This window comes from Algibacter agarivorans, assembly GCF_039543245.1.
Classification (GTDB): domain Bacteria; phylum Bacteroidota; class Bacteroidia; order Flavobacteriales; family Flavobacteriaceae; genus Algibacter_G; species Algibacter_G agarivorans.
Window position 1 is genome coordinate 20,304 of sequence record NZ_BAABJJ010000014.1, and the last position, 22,996, is coordinate 43,299.

Annotated in this window: 19 protein-coding genes; 7 read left to right on the forward strand and 12 right to left on the reverse strand. The window is 33.7% G+C overall.

All coding sequences use genetic code 11. The features are described 5' to 3' along the window. Positions 1-305 precede the first annotated feature (305 nt). The 4 genes from hppD to uvrC all read right to left on the reverse strand — a co-directional run bounded on the left by hppD (position 306) and on the right by uvrC (position 7,231). Positions 306-1,466 (reverse strand): 4-hydroxyphenylpyruvate dioxygenase, encoded by a 1,161-nt coding sequence (hppD, locus tag ABD935_RS06595; protein ID WP_345190932.1) that lies wholly within the window; start codon positions 1,464-1,466, stop codon positions 306-308. Positions 1,467-1,704: 238 nt separating this feature from the next. Then, the gene (locus tag ABD935_RS06600; protein ID WP_345190933.1) at positions 1,705-2,859 is read right to left on the reverse strand and encodes a homogentisate 1,2-dioxygenase; all 1,155 of its coding nucleotides are present in this window, start codon (positions 2,857-2,859) and stop codon (positions 1,705-1,707) included. A gap of 253 nt (positions 2,860-3,112) precedes the next feature. After that, a complete protein-coding gene (locus ABD935_RS06605) occupies positions 3,113-5,344 on the reverse strand; it encodes a patatin-like phospholipase family protein (protein ID WP_425550205.1) in 2,232 nt (743 codons plus the stop codon). Positions 5,345-5,437: 93 nt separating this feature from the next. Next, positions 5,438-7,231: an excinuclease ABC subunit UvrC gene (gene uvrC / locus ABD935_RS06610; protein WP_345190935.1), complete on the reverse strand. Its 1,794-nt coding sequence runs from the start codon at positions 7,229-7,231 to the stop codon at positions 5,438-5,440. Positions 7,232-7,337: 106 nt separating this feature from the next. Here uvrC and ABD935_RS06615 point away from each other — a divergent pair, with 106 nt between their 5' ends. Genes ABD935_RS06615 through ABD935_RS06630 form a run of 4 tightly spaced genes read left to right on the forward strand, consistent with a single transcriptional unit; the run spans position 7,338 to position 10,276 of the window. Continuing rightward, complete coding sequence (locus tag ABD935_RS06615; RefSeq protein WP_345190937.1) at positions 7,338-7,772, forward strand: ATP-dependent zinc protease family protein; 435 nt, start codon at positions 7,338-7,340, stop codon at positions 7,770-7,772. A gap of 36 nt (positions 7,773-7,808) precedes the next feature. Beyond that, entirely contained in the window at positions 7,809-8,681 is an 873-nt protein-coding gene (gene rimK, locus ABD935_RS06620) for a 30S ribosomal protein S6--L-glutamate ligase (protein ID WP_345190938.1), read from the forward strand. A gap of 1 nt (position 8,682) precedes the next feature. Continuing rightward, complete coding sequence (locus tag ABD935_RS06625; RefSeq protein WP_345190939.1) at positions 8,683-9,657, forward strand: succinylglutamate desuccinylase/aspartoacylase family protein; 975 nt, start codon at positions 8,683-8,685, stop codon at positions 9,655-9,657. 55 nt (positions 9,658-9,712) lie between these two features. Beyond that, positions 9,713-10,276: a 5-formyltetrahydrofolate cyclo-ligase gene (locus ABD935_RS06630; RefSeq protein WP_345191146.1), complete on the forward strand. Its 564-nt coding sequence runs from the start codon at positions 9,713-9,715 to the stop codon at positions 10,274-10,276. Here the strand turns inward: ABD935_RS06630 and ABD935_RS06635 are convergent, their stop codons facing one another. From ABD935_RS06635 to ABD935_RS06650, 4 genes are all read right to left on the reverse strand, one after another. Further along, complete coding sequence (locus ABD935_RS06635) at positions 10,277-10,903, reverse strand: lipoprotein signal peptidase (RefSeq protein WP_345190940.1); 627 nt, start codon at positions 10,901-10,903, stop codon at positions 10,277-10,279. 110 nt (positions 10,904-11,013) lie between these two features. Next, the gene (locus ABD935_RS06640) at positions 11,014-11,391 is read right to left on the reverse strand and encodes a TraR/DksA family transcriptional regulator (RefSeq protein ID WP_345190942.1); all 378 of its coding nucleotides are present in this window, start codon (positions 11,389-11,391) and stop codon (positions 11,014-11,016) included. 4 nt (positions 11,392-11,395) lie between these two features. Then, entirely contained in the window at positions 11,396-14,800 is a 3,405-nt protein-coding gene (gene ileS / locus ABD935_RS06645) for an isoleucine--tRNA ligase (RefSeq protein WP_345190944.1), read from the reverse strand. Between the two features lie 91 nt (positions 14,801-14,891). Further along, positions 14,892-15,572 (reverse strand): lysophospholipid acyltransferase family protein, encoded by a 681-nt coding sequence (locus tag ABD935_RS06650; protein WP_345190946.1) that lies wholly within the window; start codon positions 15,570-15,572, stop codon positions 14,892-14,894. 161 nt (positions 15,573-15,733) lie between these two features. On the opposite strand from ABD935_RS06650, the gene trpS reads away from it, so the two are divergent. After that, positions 15,734-16,702 carry a tryptophan--tRNA ligase gene (gene trpS, locus ABD935_RS06655; RefSeq protein WP_345190947.1) on the forward strand — a complete coding sequence of 323 codons (969 nt, stop codon included), beginning with the start codon at positions 15,734-15,736 and terminating at the stop codon, positions 16,700-16,702. Here trpS and dprA read toward each other — a convergent pair. Then, positions 16,699-17,802, reverse strand: coding sequence for a DNA-processing protein DprA (gene dprA / locus ABD935_RS06660; RefSeq protein WP_345190948.1), 1,104 nt, complete (start codon positions 17,800-17,802; stop codon positions 16,699-16,701). The genes trpS and dprA overlap by 4 nt on opposite strands. Positions 17,803-17,906: 104 nt before the next feature. Between dprA and ABD935_RS06665 the strand changes: the two genes are divergently transcribed. Further along, positions 17,907-18,842, forward strand: coding sequence for an HU domain-containing protein (locus tag ABD935_RS06665; RefSeq protein WP_345190949.1), 936 nt, complete (start codon positions 17,907-17,909; stop codon positions 18,840-18,842). 68 nt (positions 18,843-18,910) lie between these two features. Beyond that, the gene (locus tag ABD935_RS06670) at positions 18,911-19,420 is read left to right on the forward strand and encodes an acyl-CoA thioesterase (protein ID WP_345191147.1); all 510 of its coding nucleotides are present in this window, start codon (positions 18,911-18,913) and stop codon (positions 19,418-19,420) included. 193 nt (positions 19,421-19,613) lie between these two features. On the opposite strand, the gene ABD935_RS06675 is transcribed toward ABD935_RS06670, so the two are convergent. The 3 genes from ABD935_RS06675 to ABD935_RS06685 are packed head-to-tail and all read right to left on the reverse strand — an operon-like array spanning position 19,614 to position 22,983. Continuing rightward, complete coding sequence (locus tag ABD935_RS06675; RefSeq protein ID WP_425550203.1) at positions 19,614-20,843, reverse strand: murein hydrolase activator EnvC family protein; 1,230 nt, start codon at positions 20,841-20,843, stop codon at positions 19,614-19,616. Then, complete coding sequence (lolB1, locus tag ABD935_RS06680; protein ID WP_345190952.1) at positions 20,843-21,613, reverse strand: lipoprotein insertase outer membrane protein LolB1; 771 nt, start codon at positions 21,611-21,613, stop codon at positions 20,843-20,845. Before lolB1 ends, ABD935_RS06675 begins: the two co-directional genes overlap by 1 nt. Further along, positions 21,613-22,983: a tetratricopeptide repeat protein gene (locus ABD935_RS06685; RefSeq protein ID WP_345190953.1), complete on the reverse strand. Its 1,371-nt coding sequence runs from the start codon at positions 22,981-22,983 to the stop codon at positions 21,613-21,615. The genes lolB1 and ABD935_RS06685 overlap by 1 nt, the downstream gene beginning before the upstream one ends. Between the last annotated feature and the right edge of the window lie 13 nt (positions 22,984-22,996).

The window sequence follows — 22,996 nt, forward strand, 5'->3', positions numbered from 1 at the left end:
TTATAACGTTTTCTAATCCTATACAAAAAAGGCCATTCAAGATTTAAAACACTAGAGTTCGGAAGTTACAAACCTTTCTGGTATTTATATTTTTCAACCCTCCTAATTTCGATAAAATCGAAATTGTTCTCCCTTTAAAACAAAGGGAGGAACAAGTTTAAATTAATTAGAAGCAGAAGATACTCATCAGCATAAATGCTAACGCAAGAAGAGACCCTTAAGGTTTTTGAAACCTGAAGGGTCTAAGTCTAAAAACATATATTTGAAAATCTACAAGGTTTTATAAACCTTAAAGGAAATACAAACTAAAGCGTCCCTCTATTAGCTTGTTCGCGTTCAATGGATTCAAAAAGTGCTTTAAAGTTTCCTGCTCCAAAACCCCTTGCACCCATGCGTTGGATAATTTCGAAAAATAGAGTTGGTCTGTCCTCAACAGGTTTAGTAAAAATTTGAAGCAGATAGCCTTCTTCATCCGCATCAATCATAATGCCTAAACTTTTTAAAGCTTCAATATTTTCCTGAAGTTTATGACTATGTTCTTCTAAACGCCCTGGAACGGCTCTGTAATATTCCTCAGGTGGTGTTGATAAAAACTCAACCCCTCTTGATTTTAGTTGGCTTACTGCATTTATAATATCATCTGTAGCAACCGCAATATGTTGTACACCTGCGCCTTCGTAAAAATCCAGATATTCTTCTATTTGCGATTTTTTCTTACCCTTGGCAGGTTCGTTAATTGGGAATTTAATACGTCCGTTGCCATTACTCATTACTTTACTCATAAGGGCTGAATATTCCGTATGGATTTGTTTATCATCAAAAGACAAGAAGTTTTCAAAACCCATAACATCTTCATACCATTTCACCCAAGTATTCATTTGCCCCCAACCAACATTGCCAACCATGTGGTCTATATATTTTAAACCTACTGGCTCTGGGTTATAATCTGATTCCCATGTTCTATATCCTGGCAAAAAAGCGCCTTTATAGTTTTTACGCTCTACAAACACATGCACCGTTTCGCCGTAGGTATAAATCCCCGCGCGAACCACTTCGCCATATTCATCTTTTTCTACAATGGGTTCCATGTATGACTTGGCCCCTCTGCTTATGGTTTCTTGGTATGCTTTTCTAGCATCTTCGACCCAAAGCGCTATGACTTTTACACCATCACCATGTTTTACAATATGCTCGTTTATTGGTGATTTACTGGTTAATGGGGTGGTTAAAACCAAACGTATTTTATCTTGTTTTAATACATAGCTTACTGAATCTTTTGACCCCGTTTCCAAACCTTTATAAGCTAGGGATTGAAACCCAAATGCTGTTTTATAAAAATGTGCGGATTGTTTTGCATTACCTACATAGAATTCTACATAGTCTGTTCCTAAAAGTGGCAAAAAATCTTGTGCGCCTTCAAATATTTTTTCTAAACCGTAGTTTACTGATTTTATGTCTTTACTCATGATAAAAAACCCCTCTTAATCTCCCCAAGAGGGAGAAACTCAACTCGGGTAATTGAGTATTTTGTTTTGATAAAGCTATTAGTTTGCTGATATGTTTAGCCCTGATTGAAGTGGCATCCTTTTTTGATTTTTCTTCAAAAAAGATACAACGGAAAGCAGGAAATAGCTTCTAATTATTATTTTAATGAACGTTTTAAAAAGTCCCCTTTGGCGTACCGATAGCTATCGGGATAGGGATTTACAACCAAGATTTATAATAATCTTCATCAGCTATTTTCACGGCTTCTTCGGTAACCATTAAAGGTTTAAACGTATCAACCATAACTGCTAATTCATCGGTTTTTGTTTTTCCAATACTTCGTTCTGCCGCTCCTGGATGCGGACCGTGTGGAATACCCGCTGGGTGCAGCGATATATGACCTGCATCAACATCATTTCTACTCATAAAATCGCCATCTACATAATACAGCACCTCATCGCTATCTATGTTGCTGTGATTGTAAGGTGCCGGAATAGACTGCGGATGATAATCATAAAGTCTAGGCACAAAACTGCACACCACAAACGCATCGGTTTCAAAAGTTTGATGTACTGGTGGCGGTTGATGAATACGCCCTGTTATAGGCTCAAAATCGTGTATTGAAAACGCATACGGATAGTTATAACCATCGTAACCCACCACATCGAAAGGATGGGACGCGTAAACCATTTCTATAATATCATCTTGCTTTTTCACTTTAATTAAAAAGTCTCCTGACTCATTATAGGTTTCTAACTCTTGAGGTTGACGAATATCGCGCTCGCAAAATGGCGCATGTTCTAACAATTGTCCAAACCAGTTTCTATAACGTTTAGGTGTATAAATAGGTCTGCGAGATTCTACAATAAAAAGCCTGTTGTCTTCGGTGTCAAAATCTATTTTGTAAATAATCCCTCGTGGCACTAATAAATAATCGCCGTATTTAAAATCTAGATTCCCTAAATGTGTTCTTAATTTTCCTTTGCCTTTATGGATGAAAATAAGTTCATCAGCATCCGTGTTTTTATAAAAATAATCTTGTGTGGATTGTTTTGGTGCGGCCAAAATTATAGCACAATCACTATTAATTAATACCGTTTTTCGACTTTCTAAAAAATCGTTTTCTGGTTTTACTTGAAATCCTTTTAAACGATACGATTTTATATTGTTTGCTAACGCAATTTTTGGCGCTACACTATATTGTTTTTTTATTTCCTTTACCTGTGTAGGACGCTGCTCGTGGTAACTGTTTGTGGACATGCCATCAAACCCTATAGTGCCAAATAATTGCTCGTAATACAAGCTACCATCTGGCTTTCTAAATTGGATATGTCGCTTATGCGGAATGTTTCCTAATTTATGGTAAAAAGGCATATTTTTAAATTTAAAAATTGAATAATAATAGAGGCCTTAAGCTAAACTTAAGACGCTAAACAACTAGTATTTATAAAGATACAAAAATATGCTCATTCAGGATTCCTCTTGATGAGATAGTGTAGAAATGATAATAAGTCTTTCCAGAAGAGTTTCATATTAACACAAATATCGTATTTTTAAGTGAGATGCTGAAATAATCCCGAAAGCTTTCGGGACAGCATGACAAAATAATTGTTTTATAATTATTTTGTCAAAACCAGAATCCTATATTAAAAAACCAAGTGCTTGCTTTTTGTTCTGGCGAGTAACTATATTTTGCTTGAATTGGCCCTAAAAATGTATCAATAGCGTAACCTAAAGCATAGCCTCTATAGTCTGGAAGCGTAAACCACTCGCCAGAATCAAAAATATTATTATCAATATTGGCCCAATTACCCTCTAAAGTAATGTGATGTTTTTTTAAAACCTCATAATCCGCAATAACAGATGCTTTTACGTAACTATTTCCTGTAAGTGAAATAAAATCGTAACCCAGGAAAGGAATAAAATTATTAATCAAATCATTGCCATAGCCTCCCAACGCAAAGTCTAATGTCCTAGTAGATTTATCCCCTAACTTAAACCCGCCATGAGTTTGTAAATTAAATGCTAATTTATCTGAAACACTAAAGGCATAGCCCATATCTGCCTTTGCTATCGAAAAATCTTTAAAATCTTCAACAAAACCCGAGGCATAAAGATACATGTTTAAATCCCCATTAAAATACACACCTCGTTTTGGGAAGTATTTATTATCATAAGTATCAAATTTTAAATTCCCGAAAAGGCTTAAATAATCAGTCTTTTCAAATAGAAAATCGTCATTTGTATTATTACCAGAAATAGTTTCTGAATGAATTTCTAAGCGCTTGTGCTCTGCACCAATACTTAAAGCAAAATCTCTTCTAAATAAGGTTTGCACATAAAATTGATTGGTTTGATCTTCAAGCTTTACATCAATCTTATTCAACCCAGTATTTATTATTTGATTGTCATCCAGTAATAATTGCGCACTTATATTTTTATCAAATTGATTATATCTAGACCTTAAACCTATGCTCCAATAAAAACCCTTATCAATTAAATACTCGAAATTATACCTCACATTATCACCGAGAATGATATCTAATGAAGCCACATCATTATTAAAAAGCAAACGTTTTTTTGTTAGGTTTATAAGTGCCGCACTCTTATATAAATCGTCATAATGCATCCCTAGTTTTAAAAATGTATTTACCTTAGATTCATTTACACTTGCAATTAGATTATAGCCTTCTTTATTTTTTATGTTTTTTAATTCATATTCAAAAGAATCAAAATTATTTGTAGCAACTAAATTGTTAATGCCTTTGCTAAAGGCTTTGTAACTGATTTTTTTATCTTTTTTAAGCTTCAGTTTTCCTAAAATATAGGCTCTTGTATAGTTTTCATTGCCTTTTACAAAAACACTGTTTATTTTTAAACTATCTATGTTTTTGGGTTTTAATTTCTTCTGGCTAAGAGGCTTTTCAAATGTCAATTCTCTAAGGGCATTTAGTTTAGACAATGCCGCGTATTTACCTGCATCAATAATATCATAACCTTCATCAAATGAAACCACATTAAAACCCTTAATATTTGGTTTTATATAAATATCTGTTTTATTAACCTTTAACTTCATGTCGTTAATGGTTCTAAAATTATTTATTTGAATCAACACATCTGGAGCTGATGTTAACTCATCACGATTAGCTAATTCATCTTGCACATCAACACCAATGATAATATCCATGCCTTTTGCCCGAAGTTCATCAATTGGGTAATTATTTACCACGCCACCATCAATTAAAATCTCGTTATTAATACGCACAGGTTGAAATAAAGATGGCAACGCACCACTTGCCTTGATAGACTGTGTTAAATTTCCTTTACTCAAAATAACCTGCTTGCCGTTTTCAACATTTGTAGCAATACAAAAAAACGGAATGGGCAACTTACTAAAATCGTTAACTTCATTGACGTGCAACAATAATTTCAATAACAAACTATAAGTATTTTGACCTCTAGACAATGCTGACGGCAATTTTATTTTAAAATTATTAAACGGTAATTTTACAGCATACTTTTCCATATTATCCCGCTCATTAAATGCCGTAGAAGACCTTGGCAAAGCATCATTAATAAGATTATCAAAATCTATTTCTTGGAATAAAGAATCCAGTTGTTTACCCGAATAACCCGAAGCATACAACGCACCGATTATAGAACCCATGCTGGTTCCTGCAATATAATCTACTTTAACACCTAAACTATCTATTACTTTCAAAACACCAATATGAGCCAATCCTTTTGCCCCACCACCACTTAACACCAAACCTATTTTTGGGGTGTTTTCTTGTGTTTCGTTTTGCGCTTTCGCGGAAAGTGAAACGATTAAGAATAGGGTTAATATGATGGGTTTTATGTTCAAATTTTGGTTTTGTAATTATATGTTTTTAAATATGGAATATGCATTTTTGTTTAAACCCTACACGGTTTTTAAAACCTCGCAGGCTGTTTACTTCTCATGATAATAATTATAAACCTTTTCAGCTCTTGAAGCTCCAACAACAGCTTCCAATTCATCTAGCTTGGCATTGGCAACGCGTTTAGCTGATTTAAAATGCTTTAGCAATTCTACAACCGTTTTTTCACCAACTCCAGAAATGGTTTCTAACTCAGTATTTAACGCTGTTTTACTTCGCTTATTTCTATGATGTTCAATACCAAAACGATGTGCTTCGTTTCGTAATTGTTGGGTTATTTTAAGTGTTTCGCTTTTCTTATCTAAATATAAGGGAATTGGGTCGTTTGGGTAAAATAATTCTTCCAAACGTTTTGCAATTCCGATAATAGCTATTTTTCCTCTTAAATTTAAAGCATCTAAGCTTTTTAATGCTGATGACAATTGCCCCTTTCCGCCATCAATAATAATGAGTTGTGGCAAGGGTTGCTCTTCCTCTAGCAATCGTTTGTATCTGCGATATACCACTTCTTCCATAGAAGCGAAATCGTCTGGCCCTTCAACGGTTTTGATATTAAAATGGCGGTAATCTTTCTTGCTTGGTTTTCCGTTTTTAAATACCACACAAGCTGCCACGGGATGCGTACCTTGAATGTTTGAATTATCGAAACACTCAATATGTCTTGGTTCTTCAGAAAGCCTTAAATCGACTTTCATTTGTGCCATAATTCGATTGGTATGTCGGTCGGGATCAACAATTTTCATTTGCTTGAAACGATCCATTCTAAAATACTTGGCGTTTCTGAGCGATAAATCTAAGATATGTTTTTTATCGCCTAGCTTAGGAACAGTCACTTTTACATCTTCGCCCAAATCGATCTTAAAAGGCGCATATATTTCTCTGGAATTGGATTTGAAACGCTGCCTTATTTCTATAATGGCAAGTTCTAATAATTGCAAATCGGTTTCGTCCAATTTCTTTTTAATCTCTAAGGTATGCGAACGGATGATAGAACCGTACGATAATTGTAAAAAGTTAACATAACCATAACTCTCGTCGCTCATAATAGAAAACACATCTACATTGCTAATTTTAGGATTTACAATGGTAGATTTTGCTTGATAGTTTTCTAAAATGGCAACTTTTTCTTTTATTTTTTGAGCCTCCTCAAACTGCATGTTCTCGGCATACTGTTTCATTTGCATTTTGAACTGAGACAAGGAATCTTTAAAATTGCCTTTTAAAATTTCTTTTATGGCTTTGATGTTTTCATTGTATTCTGCCTCGGTTTCCAGACCTTCGCAAGCACCTTTACAGTTTCCTAAGTGGTATTCTAAACAGACTTTATATTTTCCTGCTTCTACTTTTTCTTCAGATAAATTAAAATTACAATTTCTTAAACTATACAACCCTTTTATTAAATCTAATAAGGTGTGAACCGTCTTTCCGCTAGTGTAAGGCCCAAAATAATCGCTACCATCTTTAAAAACACGACGTGTAGAAAACACTCTAGGGAAACGTTCTTTTTTTATGCAAATCCATGGGTATGATTTGTCGTCTTTAAGCAACACATTATAGCGCGGTCTATGCTTTTTTATCAAATTGTTTTCTAGTAAAAGCGCATCGGTTTCGGTTTCTACAACAATGTGTTTTATGTTAACAATTTTTTTGACCAACACTCGGGTTTTACCATTTTCGTGGGTTTTGGTAAAATAGGAACTTACTCGTTTTTTTAAATTTTTTGCTTTCCCAACATAAATAATCACCCCTTCTTTATCGTAATATTGATAAACCCCAGGTTGATTTGGTAAGGTTTTTAATTGTATCTCTAAATCAGGGGTGTCCATTATTGTAAAGGTAATTATTTAAATTTTTTATCATATTAAAATTAAATTAAAAACATCCTTTTAAATTAACTTTATTGCTAACTTGCGTTACTATTTTAATTAAAAAATGCCTAAAAAAACAATTGGAAGAATCGACAAGGTAGATTTTCCTACGCTAGATTTATTTAATATCGATTGCAAAATTGATACTGGAGCTTATACTTCATCAATACATTGCCATAAATACTACGAAGAAGATGGTGTTTTAAAATGTTTGTTTTATCATAAGGGACACCCAAATTATAACGGCAAAAAAATAGTTTTTAAAAATTTTACAACTGCAAAAGTTAAAAGCAGCAATGGTATTGTTCAAAATAGATATAAAGTTAAGACTTCTATAATTTTGTTCAACAAAAAATACAGTATTTATCTCACTTTAAATGATAGGGATGACATGAAGTACCCTATTTTAATTGGACGTAGGTTTCTCTTGAAAAAATTTATTGTAGATGTTAATCTAAAAGATGTATCTTTTAAAGAAAAAATGCTGTTGGCCAAATAATCCATATTCCAATTTATTCCTTATAAAAACCAATTTATGAACATCGTTATACTATCAAGAAACCCTCATTTATATTCAACAAAACGACTTGTAGAAGCTGCAAAACGACGAAAACATACAGTAGAAGTAATAGACCCTTTAAAGTGTGAAATTATTATTGAAAAGAAAAACCCTGCAATTTTGTACAAAGGGAAGGCTTTGGAAAATATAGATGCCATTATTCCACGTATTGGAGCTTCTGTTACTTTTTATGGAACAGCTGTTGTAAGACAATTTGAAATGATGAAAATATTCTCCACTGTAGAATCCCAAGCTCTGGTCAGATCCCGTGATAAATTGAGAAGTTTACAAGTTTTATCTCGAGCTGGATTAGGCATGCCGAAAACTGTTTTTTCAAATTACACTAAAGATGTGGCAGAAGTGATAAAATATGTTGGCGGAGCCCCATTAGTCATTAAGTTATTAGAAGGCACACAAGGTTTAGGTGTTGTTTTGGCTGAAACCAATAACGCTGCAGAATCAGTACTTGAGGCTTTTAACGGGCTGCAAGCTAGAGTAATAGTTCAAGAATTTATAAAAGAATCTAAAGGAGCTGACATTAGAGCTTTTGTGGTAGATGGCAATGTTGTAGGCGCAATGAAAAGGCAAGGTAAAGAAGGGGAATTTAGATCTAACTTACATAGAGGTGGTAGTGCAGATATTATTCAACTTACAGATGAAGAAGAGAACGCAGCATTAAAATCAGCAAAATCGTTAGGTCTAGGTATTTGCGGTGTCGATATGCTACAGTCTGCACGAGGGCCTTTAATTTTAGAGGTAAATTCTTCACCAGGTCTTGAAGGTATAGAAACCGCTACCAAAAAGGATATTGCAAATACAATAATACGTTATATAGAACGAAACGTTTAGAATGCCCATACATAACACCAACATAATAACGCTTTTAGACAATAAAATCTATCCTGGCGAAAGCAAAGAAATAAGTTTTGATATTGCAAAACTCCACACGGCTACCACTGTTAATGTACCTATAATTATTGAGCGTTCTAAAAAACCAGGGCCAACCGTTTTATTTACTGCTGGGATACATGGTGATGAAGTTAATGGTGTTGAGATTGTTAGACAACTTATAGCAAAAGGCATTAACAAACCTAAATGTGGCACTATTATTTGTATTCCTGTTATCAATATATTTGGCTTTATAAACTTAAAACGTGAATTTCCAGATGGCCGAGACTTAAACCGTGTGTTTCCCGGAAGCTCTAAAGGCTCTTTAGCAAGCAGGGTAGCACACAAATTAATAAACGAAATTATCCCTCACGCAGATTACATTATAGATTTTCACACAGGTGGTTCTGGCAGGTTTAACGCGCCACAATTACGCATTGCAAACGAGAACAAGCAATTGAACGACTTAGCAAAAGTATTCGGCGCCCCATTTGTGTTATACTCCAAAAATGTATCAAAATCGTTTAGATTGTCATGCTATAAATTAGCCAAACCACTATTACTTTTTGAAGGCGGAAAATCTTTTCATATTGATGATATGGTTACAAATTCTGGCATTAATGGTTCTAAACGTATTTTGCACCACTTAGGCATGTTATCTTCAAAATTTACGGTATCAGCACCTAAAAAAGACAGTCTTTTCATTGATGAAAGCAAATGGATTCGTGCTAAGTACTCTGGCATGTTTAAAGCATCTTCTTTTATAGGAATAGCTGTAAAAATAGGAGATACTTTAGGAAATATTACAGATCCTTACGGAAAACTCAACTATGTTGTAAAAGCTCAAAACGATGGCTATATTATCAATGTAAATGAATCTCCAATTGTATATCAAGGAGATGCTTTATTTCATATTACTACGAAACTTAAGCATTAAAAAAGACCTGCCAGGTTTTAAAAACCTGAACAGATCTGAAAACATAAAAATGACTATGACCAAAGCTGAATTACGTAAAATATATAAAACACGCCGTAAAAATTTATCTGAAAATCAAATTGACGATTTGAGTTTAGCCATTTCAAATCAGCTATTAAAACTTCCTGTTTGGGATTATTCATTTTACCATATTTTTTTAGCGATTGAAGAACAAAAAGAGGTAAATACAGATTATATATTGAATATTTTATCGGGCAAAGACAAAAATATTCTCATCTCAAAAAGTGATTTTGTAACCGGAGAAATGACACATTTCCTATTAACCGATAATACGGTTATAAAGAAAAACAAGTATAACATTCCTGAACCTATAGATGGTATAGAAATTTCAAATGATAAAATTGAAGTGGTTTTTATTCCACTATTAGCCTTTGACAAACAAGGCCATCGTGTGGGTTATGGGAAAGGATTTTATGACCGATTTTTAGCAAACTGTAAACCTGAAACTGTTAAAATTGGGCTTTCCTTTTTTGAGGCTGAAGATGAAATTAGTGATGTTTTTGAAAATGACGTCAGGTTGGATTATTGTGTGGCGGCTAGAAAGGTTTACAGGTTTTAGTTATATATCCTTTTTAGAAAATGCCTTCTTATTAAACACAATAAGCATAATAAAACCAGTACTTATAGCCATATCGGCAATATTAAAAACGGGTTCGAAAAAGTTAAAGCGCTTACCACCATAAAAAGGAAACCATTCTGGTAGGTCTATTTCAAATAAAGGGAAGTATAACATATCTACTACGCGCCCATGCAGCAAAGCATCATACCCACCTGTTTCTGGTAAAAATGTAGCCACTTGGTTAATACTATCATCAAACAAAACACCATAAAGTACAGAGTCGATAATATTACCTAAAGCTCCAGCAAATATTAAGGCTATAGCCCATATTAACACCTTAGGACTTTGTTTTTTTGTAGCATCATATAACCAATAGCCAATCCCGAATATAGCAACAACTCTAAATAACGTAAGTGCTACTTTTGCTGTTCTGTCAGAAATAAAAGAAACAAAATCACTGATTTTTGTACCCCACGCCATGCCATCATTTTCAATAAAATATATTTTAAACCAACTAAATACATCTACACTTTCGTGTAACATGAAATTGGTTTTAATATATATTTTACTAATCTGGTCGATGAGTAAAATGATTATGATTAAGACTATAGATTTTTTTAATGACATTAAGGAAATTGCGATTTACGATTTTAAAATTACGATTGAAAAACGTTTCGTTTCAAACAAAAAAACGTCTCAATATTTTTGAGACGTTTCAAATATATAATTAAAATAAATTATTGCATATTTTTAGCTTCAATACTTAATGTAGCATGCGGTACCAGTTTTAAACGCTCCTTATTTATTAGCTTTCCGGTTACACGGCATACACCGTAAGTTTTGTTTTCTATTCTAATTAACGCATTTTTTAAATCGCGAATAAATTTTTCTTGACGAATGGCCAATTGCGAATTAGATTCCTTACTCATAACAGCACTTCCTTCATCAAAAGCCTTAAAAGTTGGTGATGTATCATCAGTTCCGTTATTATGGTCATTCATATATGCACTTTTAATAAGCTCTAAATCATGTTGCGCTTTTTCAATTTTTTCATTTATAAGCACTTTAAATTCAGCTAAATCTGCATCTGGGTATCTTACATTATTTTCTATCATAATTTCAATGTTTTTGAATAAACAATTTAGTATTTACCTCGTCGAAAGCAATTTCTATACCATTTTCTAGTTTATCTATAATTTCTAATTCTTTTGTTAATGTTTCTGACTTAATATACGTAATATTAGCATCTATAGCCTTTACTATGTGTTCATCTTTTTGAAAGGTTACATCTATTTTATCTGTGACTTCAAAACCGGAATCTTTACGCAAATTTTGAATTCTATTAATCAGCTCTCTTGCTATACCTTCTTTTCGTAAATCATCAGTAATCGTTACATCTAAAGCCACTGTTAAAGCCCCTTCATTAGCAACCAACCACCCTTCAATATCCTGAGAGGTTATTTCTACATCTGTACGCTCTAAGATAATACTTTTCCCGTTTATTTCAACAGCTAAAATACCTTTTTGCTCGATATTTTTAATATCGTCAGAAGTAAAGTTATTAACCAGTTGAGCAACAGCCTTCATGTCTTTTCCAAAACGAGGCCCTAACACTTTAAAGTTTGGTTTTATCTGTTTGACCAAAATATCTGAAGCATCTTCTAAAACTTCAATTTCTTTAACATTAACCTCAGATTTTATAAGGTCTGCTACAGCTAAAATTTCATTTTTTTGAGATTCACTATCTATAGGAATCATGATTTTTTGAAGTGGCTGACGCACTTTTATCTTTTCTTTTGCTCTTAGCGATAAAACTAAAGACGAAATAATCTGAGCACTTTCCATCTTGTTTTCTAGAGACTTATCAACAAAATTTGAATCAAATTTTGGAAATTCAGATAAATGAACGCTCTCAAAAGTTTCTTTCTTCGTCACTTTATTTAAATCTAAATACAGTTTATCCATAAAGAATGGCGCAATTGGCGCGCCCAACTTCGCAATAATTACCATACAGGTATAAAGTGTTTGGTATGCCGAAATTTTATCTTGTTGATAATCGCCTTTCCAAAAACGCCTTCTACTTAAACGCACAAACCAGTTGCTCACATAATCTTGTGTGAAATCTGAAATGGCCCTAGCGGCTCTTGTAGGCTCGTAATCGGCATAAAAAGCATCTACTTTTTGAATTAACGTGTGTAATTCTGAAAGTATCCAACGGTCTATTTCTGGTCTTTCATTTAAAGGAATGTCAGCTTCACCATAATTAAAATTATCAAGATTGGCATACAACTGAAAAAATGAATAAGTGTTGTAAAGCGTTCCGAAAAACTTACGTTTTACTTCTTCAATGCCTTCAACATCAAATTTTAAATTATCCCAGGGGTTTGCGTTACTAATCATGTACCAACGCGTAGCATCGGCTCCATAATTCCCTAAAGTTTCAAATGGGTCAACAGCATTTCCTAAACGTTTGGACATTTTTTGTCCATTTTTATCTAACACCAATCCGTTAGATACTACATTTTTATAAGCTACAGAATCGAAAACCATAGTTCCAATGGCATGAAGCGTATAAAACCACCCTCTAGTTTGGTCAACACCTTCAGCAATAAAATCGGCTGGAAAAGTAGTTCCTTTGTCTATTAAATCTTGATTTTCAAACGGGTAATGCCATTGCGCATAAGGCATAGAGCCAGAATCGAACCACACATCTATCAAATCGCTTTCACGGAACATTTTCTGCCCCGTTGGAGAAACTAAAATAACCTCATCAACGATGTTTTTATGTAAATCTATTTTGGCGTAATTGTCTTCGGAATTGTTTCCGATTTCAAAATCGGCAAAAATATCTTCTTTTAAAACACCTGCTGAAACTGCCTTTTCCATCTCCGCTTTAAGCTCTTTAACAGAACCTATACAGATTTCTTCTTTACCGTCTTCGGTTCTCCAAATTGGCAACGGGATTCCCCAATACCTAGAACGCGATAAATTCCAATCGTTAGCATTTGCTAGCCAATTACCAAAACGTCCTGTTCCTGTAGCTTTTGGCTTCCAGTTTATGGTTTCGTTTAGCTGATACATCCGGTCCTTAACATCGGTGACTTTAATAAACCAAGAATCTAATGGGTAATACAAAATTGGTTTATCGGTTCTCCAACAGTTTGGATAGCTGTGTTTATACTTTTCAACCTTAAAGGCTTTGTTTTCTTCTTTTAATTTGATGGCAAGTTCAACATCTACAGAACGTTCTGGTGCTTCTCCATCATTATAATATTCGTTCTTTACATACTTACCAGCAAATTCACCCATTTCTGGACGAAAACGTCCCTGTAAATCTACCAATGGCACTAAGTTTCCATCGTCATCTTTTACTAACATTGGAGGAACTTCTGGTGTTGCTTGTTTTGCCACCATAGCATCATCTTGTCCAAAAGTTGGAGCTGTGTGTACTATTCCTGTACCGTCTTCAGTAGTAACGAAATCTCCCGTAATAACTCTAAAGGCATTTTCAGGATTATCGTTTGGAAGTGCATATTGCAATAATTGCTCGTATTTTATTCCTACTAAATCCTTTCCAATAAATTCTTTTACAATGTAAAATGGTATCTTTTTATCGCCAGCTTTATAAGCTAATAATTCAGATCTAACTTCAACTTTATTAAACTTTCCAGAAAACTGATTGTTGACTAATTTCTTAGCTAAGACTACGTTAATTGGCTTAAATGTATATTGATTATACGTTTCAACTAAAACATAATCAATTTTTGGTCCAACAGTTAAAGCTGTATTACTAGGCAACGTCCAAGGTGTAGTTGTCCATGCTAGAAAATAAATATCACCTTCATTTTGTAAAAAATCTGGAAGTGTATTTTCAATGGCTTTAAACTGAGCCACAGCTGTTGTGTCTGTAACATCTTGATATGTGCCTGGTTGGTTTAACTCATGCGAACTTAAACCTGTTCCTGCTTTTGGGGAATAAGGCTGAATGGTATAGCCTTTATACAACAAACTTTTATTGTAGATCTGCTTTAACAACCACCAAACACTTTCCATGTATTTTGGTTCGTAAGTAATATATGGATCATCCATATCTACCCAATAGCCCATTTTTTGAGTAAGATCGTTCCAAACATCGGTATAACGCATCACTGCTTTTCGGCAAGCCGCATTATAATCCTCAACAGAAATGGTTTTACCAATATCTTCTTTAGTAATCCCTAATTCTTTTTCTACACCCAACTCAATAGGCAAACCATGGGTATCCCAACCCGCTTTTCGCTTTACTTGGTACCCTTTCATGGTTTTGTAACGCGGAAAAATATCTTTAATAGCACGTGCTAAAACGTGGTGTACGCCAGGAAGTCCGTTTGCAGAAGGTGGCCCTTCATAAAACACGTACGGTTCTTTACCTTCTCGGGTAGATACACTTTTTTCAAAGATGTTGTTATCTTGCCAATATTGTAGTATTTCGTTAGCTACATTTGGTAAGTCAAGTCCTTTATATTCAGGAAATTTCGCGCTCATTTACTATCGATTCTTATAAGTTCGCGAATTTAAGGAATTATACTCAAAACATTAATTTTAATGACAAAAAAAGACCTCCATTGACAGCCTTTTAACCTTCAAAGGTTTGTAGTTGGTTAGAAATAATATTTTTAGCTTTTTCATTCAAAGCTTTCGTATCGGCAATAGTTAAGCCTTCAGTAGATAAAAACTTATGAATTTTAACACGCATTCTACCCGGACCTCCACTAAAAAAAGTATATGAAAATCGTTTTTTATTATCGGCAAATGTTATAGGTACAATAGGGATTTTATGGTTTATGGCTAACCTGAATGCACCATCTTTAAAATCGTCTAACTCAATATGTTCTTCGGGCACACCGCCTTCGGGAAAAATACAAATACTCACTCCTGTTTTTAATCGCTTTTGCGCCCTTAAAAAAACGGCTTGCCTACTCCTTGGAGAACTTCTATCTACCAGTATGCAAGTGCGCTTATAGAAGAATCCGAAAAGTGGAATTTTAGCTAATTCTGCTTTCCCCACAAACACAAACGGGTTTTGAACAGAAACCAGCATGAGCATAATATCTGCCATTGAAGTATGATTGGCTATAAACATATAGCTTTTGTTTTCTTCTGGAATTTGTTCACGATTAACACGATACACAAAACCCATACCTATTAAAATGAATTTAGACCAAAGCCTAGCCATTTTGAAAAAAAATGGATACCAAGACTCTTTTATGATAGAAATTAAAAGAAAAGGTAACAGAATGAGTATAGGTATAGCCATTAGTATATAAAACCAAATGCGATACAAAACCCAGAATATATTTTTGAAAACAATCACAGGTATCAAAAATACATAATTGTATTGAGGTATTTTATTAAAACAATTACCTTTGCCTCTTTAGTTTAACTCTTAAAGAGATACCTGCCTTTGCAGGTAATATTATGGCAAGAATACTTACAGGCATACAAAGTACAGGAACACCACATTTAGGAAATATTTTAGGAGCCATTATTCCTGCAATTAAAATGGCTGAGAAACCTGAGAACGATTCGTATTTATTTATCGCAAATCTACATACTTTAACTCAAATTAAAGATGCTGCTGTTTTACGAGAAAACACATATTCTACTGCTGCCACATGGTTAGCTTTTGGTTTAGATATCGAAAAAACAGTGTTTTACAGACAAAGTGATGTGCCTCAAGTAACTGAACTATCTTGGTATTTAAGTTGCTTTTTTCCGTACCAACGCTTAACCTTAGCACACAGTTTTAAAGATAAAGCCGATAGATTAGAAGATGTAAACTCTGGATTGTTTACTTACCCGATGCTTATGGCGGCAGATATCTTATTATACGATGCTGAAATCATTCCTGTAGGGAAAGACCAAGAACAACATATTGAAATGACGCGAGATGTCGCTTCTCGTTTTCATGCTAAAGTGGGTGAAACCTTTGTATTACCTAAGGCTGAAGTCCAAAAAGACACCAAGCTTATTCCTGGAACGGATGGTGAAAAAATGAGCAAAAGTAGAAATAACATCATCAACATCTTTTTGAATGATAAAAAACTACGCAAACAAATTATGGGCATTCAAACCGATAGCACACCGTTAGAAGACCCCAAAGATTGGAGTACTTGCAACTGTTTTTCTATTTATGGTTTATTAGCCAATGACGATCAAATTGAAACCATGAAAGCCAATTACGAAAATGGAGGCTATGGATACGGACACGCCAAACAAGCGTTATTTGAGTTGATTATTGAAACATTTGCTAAACCTAGAGAGCGTTATAATTATTATATGAATAACCTTAATGAAATTGACAAAGCCCTAACAGTTGGTGCTGAAAAGGCGAAGTTGGTTGCTAATGGTGTTTTGAATAGAGTAAGGGAGAAGGTTGGGTATTAAATCACCTCAAACAATTTTCCCGGTAACGGCCTCACTACCCCTTTTAATTCCATATTTAATAACGTACCTGATACTTTAAAAATAGGCAAACCACAGTTTAATGCTATAATATCAAGTTGCTGTTTCTCGTTTTCTTTTAGATAATTGTAAATTACTTTTTCGGTTGCATCTAGTTCTACAAATAACTGTTTTTGTATGGCTGGTTTTTTATCATCTTCTAACTGCCAATTCAAAATATAAGGAACATCCAAAGGTGTGGTAAGCATGTGTGCTTTTTGATGTTTTATCAAATTATTACAGCCAACACTTTGACTATCCGTTGTTCTTCCAGGAACTGCAAATACATCTCTGTTATATGAATTTGCAATATCCGCAGTTACTAAACTCCCACCTTTTTCAGCAGATTCTATAACAATAGTTGCCTGGCTTAATCCTGCAATAACTCTATTTCGTTTTAAAAAATTGTTTTTATCAAACGTATCGCTACTCCAAAAGTCTGTGAAAAAACCACCGTTTTTCTCCATATCTACCATATACTTTTTATGCACTTTAGGATAAATTTGATTCAGCCCGTGTGCCAAACAGCCTATGGTTTGCAGGTTATGTTTCATAGCTGCCTTGTGCGCTGTAATATCAGTTCCATAGGCGAATCCAGAAACAATTATAGGATTGTATACGGCTAGTTGTTCAACCAGATTTTCACAAAATGCTATACCACTTGTTGTGATTTTTCGAGCACCAACAATACTAATAATGTGTTGTTCTTCTAAATTAATTTGCCCAGACTGAAATAATAAAAGTGGACCGTCAATACAATGTTTTAACTTATCAGGATAATGTTCGTCTTCAAAATAAGATACCTTAATGGTATTCTCTTTTATAAAATCAATTTCTTTTTCGGCTTCCCTTAAATGATGTGTTTTAAACAAATCGCTTAAGGTAACCATTCCAATACCACTAATTTTAAGTAGATTTTGCTTCTTTTCTGTTAAAACCGCTTCCGCAGAACCACAATGAGCTATTAATCGTTTTGCGGTAATATCGCCAATATTGGGTACATGTTGTAACGCTAAAGTGTAAAGCAAATCGTTTTCTGTCATTCTATCTTATTGATTTTAAAACCGCAATAAAAGAATTTTTAAAGTGTTAATAAATAATTGAGGCAAAATTTTATATAAAAGCATAATTTTTTAACTTTGTTTTCATGCAACTAGAAACCTACATAAGCGACTTACTCTATAGATATGAGTGTGTTACCATCCCAGAATTTGGCTCATTTTTAACCCAAAGCGTATCTGCCACTATTGATGAAGCATCAAACACGTTTCATGCTCCAAAAAAAGTAGTGTCATTTAATGAGCAAATCCAAAAAAATGACGGTTTATTGGCGCATTATATTGCCGATGTAGAAAAAATTCCTTTTGAAATTGCAAATAAAAAAATTACCAAACGGGTTAAAATATTAAAGTCTAATTTAACGCAAGGCGAAACACTTACTTTTAAAAACATAGGTGATATTCAATTTAATACTGAAGGCAAAATTTTATTTGAGCCATCTTATCACCTTAACTACTTAACGGATTCTTTTGGGCTTTCAGAATTTGTATCGCCATCTGTAACTCGTGAAGTTTACAAAGAAAAGGTTGAGAACATAGAAAAAGTAATTCCTATTGCTATTACTCCAGAAAAACGAAAAACCAGACCCTATTTAAAATATGCTGCGGTGGCTTTAATAGCATTGACAGTTGGTGGTTTGGTAGCTTCAAACTTTTATGTGAATCAAATTGAACAACATAACCAATTGGCACAAGAAGCAGCAACAAAGCAACTAGATACTAAAATACAGCAAGCCACTTTTAACTTAAACCCGCTTCCTGCCATTACCTTAAATGTTACTAAACAAACCGGTAATTATCATATTATTGCAGGTGCTTTTAGAGTTGAAGAAAACTGTGATAAAAAAATATCACAACTAAAAACAGATGGTTTTAGTGCTCGTAAAATAGGCGCAAACAAATACGGTTTACATCAAGTAGTTTATGCCAGTTATGAAGGTAGACTCGATGCCTTAAAAGCATTGCGAACCATCAAGAAAACGCATAATAAAGATGCTTGGTTGTTGGTTAAGAAGTTAGATTAGTTTTTTCATATTCACTTATATATCCTTGCTTTAATACGTAACTTTGCTGCCTCATTAAAATCTAAATGATGAAAGCAAAAACTCCCGAACAATCTAAAACTATTTTAACAGATATGGTTTTGCCCGGCGAAACCAATCCTTTAAATAATTTATTTGGTGGTGAACTTTTGGCACGCATGGATCGTGCAGCAAGTATTGCGGCAAGACGCCATAGCAGACGCATTGTAGTAACCGCTTCTGTTAATCACGTTGCATTTAATAAAGCAGTCCCTTTAGGTAGTGTTGTAACGGTAGAAGCGAAAGTATCTCGTGCTTTTAAAACATCTATGGAAGTGTTTATTGATGTTTGGATTGAAGACAGGGAATCTGGTGAAAAAACCATAGCCAATGAGGCTATTTATACTTTCGTTGCTGTTGATGATACTGGACGGCCTATTAAAGTTCCTGAAGTACTTCCAGAAACCGATTTAGAAAAAGAACGTTTTGATGCTGCTTTACGCAGAAAGCAATTGAGTTTGTTATTGGCTGGAAAAATAAAACCAAATGAAGCTACAGAGTTAAAAGCTTTGTTTGAATAAAATATTAAATTTATAACCACCTCATCTTCAATTTCAAGGTGTTGAAATTGAACCCACTCCTACTTTAAAAGGAGGAGAATTCAATAAAACTATCGATTTTACTTATTGAAATGCAAATTTTATTTTTGTTTATAATTGTAGATTAAGGTATAACAATAAGATAATGAAACTAGTTCAGCATGTACACTTCGTGTTACATCTTATAAATCCAGCTTGCTGGATTTTCAGTACTTGTTCCTTTAGACAGCGTAAAACTTAATATCGTCTCACCATTTGAAGGGTTTGTAAATACTTCTCCAATAACTTGTTTTGTCTTTACTTTATCGCCCTTTTTAACATAAACATGGGCTAAATTTCTATACAAGGTCAAGTAATTTCCATGACGAATCATCACGATAGGATTAACGTTTTTCATTTTAAGTATCTCACTAACTTCACCATCAAAAACCGCTCTGGCTTTAGCGCCTTTTTCTGTGGCAATACGAACTCCGTTACTTTTAATAGTTAATGATTTATCAATAGGATGCGGCTGCGTTCCATAGCCCAATCTAACAAAACCTTTTTCTACAGGCCATGGCAACCTACCTTTATTTGATATAAAATTGGATGCTAAAACTTTTTCTTCAGCAGTTAGCGCAAAACTTTTTGAACTTGTTTTTCCACCTGCCTTTTTATTAGATTTAGCAATAGCTGCCTTAATGATTCTGTCTATTTCTCTATCAATTTTATCAGCTTCTCTTTGTTTTTGTTTTATTTGAGACGCATATAATGACAAATTCTTTTTTATAGACGCCATTAACGTTTGATGTTGCTTACGCTCAGCTTCTAATGTTTTTTGAACCATTCTGTTTTCTGCTATTAGCGTTTTCTTATTTTCTTGCTGTTTTAATAAATTGGCATTGGTTTCCTGTAATTCAACTGTTTTCACCTTTATCGTTTCGCCTTGCTGCTTTTGGTGGTCTGAGTACTGCTTAATATACTGTAAGCGTTTATAAGCCTGCTTAAAGTCGTTCGAGGATAGCAAAAACATGATTCTACTCTGTTGGTTTTTGCTTTTATAGGACTTCACTAACATAGCAGCATAATCTTCCTTTAACCGCTTTAATTCGTCTCTTAAACTTGATATTTTTCTTTGATTGGTATTAATCTCACGAGTCAATAAATTAGCTTGCTGATTGGTAACTTTAATCAAATTTGACAGCACATTTATCTTATAATTAAAATCTTCAATTAAAGAGAGTTGCGACTTTTCTTTGGATTTGTTTTCTGCACGTAATTCATTAATTTTCTGAATTTCCCTGCGCAATTCTTGTCGGCGTGTTTCAAGTTGCTTTTGCTTACTATTTTGCGAAAAACCAAGACTTCCACATAGCAAAAAGCTAAGAAGTAATATTATTTTATATGACTGTTTTCGGACTATCATTAAAGTTCTATGGCCTTAAACCCTGCTGGTATTTTAAAAGGAAAACGCAAATCTTCATTTAAAGACACGTTTTTAAATTCTAAACCTATAATCGTTTCTTTGTTTGCTTCAACAGCTATTACTTTTATGTTTTCCGGTAGTATTTGTTTATCAACTTCTTGATGCGATACATAATCAATCTGTAAGTGTCTAAATGTTTTGGGTTGCGATATTTGCTGCGATTTAACTTTAAAATGCGATGGGTCTAACAAAAAGAATATTTCGAATAACTCACGCTGCTTTTTTGGCTGGAGTATATACGACCTATCATCAACTGATGCCTTGTAATCTGCACCTTTCAAATTATATAAAGCCTCTCCAATTAATAAATTTTGAACTTTCTCAAAATCTAATTCAGTGCCTAACAAATCACTTAAATACTTATAATCACCATCAAAATAAGTATTATCTAATTTATTATAAAAGCTCACTTTTTCGGGAGTAACCAACGCTCTAATTATTGAAAAAGTAGCGCTTATCCATAACGCCTTATCTTTTTTAGCTCTAAAACTTACCGTATGGGTTTGCGATTTCCCTTGATGGGTATATGTTATTTTAAGTCTTGATTGAAGCGTGTTAAAAGTGGCTTCTTGTTTTGCATTTTCTTTTATTAACTGCCTTGTAGATAATTTATAATTAGCTTCGCTATTAACGTTAATTGTTTTTGCAGATTTGCAATTAAACATCAATAACACGAACAAGCTTGAAATAATATGTGAATACTTACTCATTAATTTGGGGATTGTATTTGTTTTGCCTTATCACTAAACGCTTTTGCTTTAACAGTATTGTTTAATACCGTATATGCTTTACTCAACTGAGTATAAAAATCGGCTTCCATTTTGGTGTCATCAATAATATAATCCAATCCAGTTTCTAGGGCTTCTATAGCTTTTTTGGGCTGATTTAAGGCGTTTAAAGCCACACCATTTATGAGATAAAACAAAGGTTGTGATGGATACTTTTCAAGGACTACACTACTCTTTTTTTCTGCTGCTTCAAATTTCCGTAAATCAATATATAACAACATTACATGACGCAGTATTCCAAAATTATCTGGTTCTAATTTCAAAGCAGCTTCAAAATATTCTAAAGCTTTTTCTTTGTTGTTTTTTGTTAAATGATACTGTCCTAATTCAAGAAGTGTCTTGCTATTATTTGTATCGCTAACCAATGCGGTGGCTTCTACTAAGTCTGCTTCATATTGCGGGTTATTTGCAACAAATTTCACAAAGTCAGTTAATACTTTAAGTTTCGCCTCTGGTTTTACTTCCGTGCTTTTAACCACTATTTTCATAGATTCTATAGCCTTTTCGGCATTATTATCATCTAAATAAAATTTATATAAAGCTAAATGAACCAATTGCGAATTCGGATTAATCTTTAGAAGTTCTTTAGCGGTTTCAAAAGCTTTTTCTTTTTCATTGTTTTCGCTGTAACGAAAAATAAGCGCTAAGTAATTTGATTCTTTATCTGGATTGCTTTCAACACGTGCTTCAAGATTTTTTATCTGATCTTTTTTACGCCCCGTTGCTTCGTAAATTCTATTTCGCATAACGTCCCGTGACACAGAAATCCCAAATTTCGTATCTAATTCATCTAAAATTTGCAGCGCATCATCATATTTTTTTGTTCTTACATAAAGTGATGCTAAATCCTCTTTGTAATCTGGGTGATATTTAACGAGTTGCTTAACTGTTTTTATGGCTTTTTCATAATCGTTTTGTTCCACATAAAAACCGTACAATTCATCTAAAAACCATTCGTTTTCAGGCGATTTATTTACTGCTTTTATAAAGGCATCTTCTGCTGCACCAAAGTTTTTTAACTTGTTATAATTTTTACCTAATTCGAAATATAAAACAGGTACCGAATTATCAATTGCTATACATTTTAAAAGCGCATCAACCGATCGGTCATAATTTTCAATCCCTTTTTGCTTTAAGGCTTCGTAAAAAAGTTCTTGAAACTTGTCTTCATGATCTCCTAAATCATCATCAGGCTTAATATTTTCAACTGTAAAATCTAATTGCGCATAGTTTATCTGCGGAAATATTAACATTCCGAAGATAAAAATGACTATGTAGAAGTTTTGTTTCATTATTTATTAATGC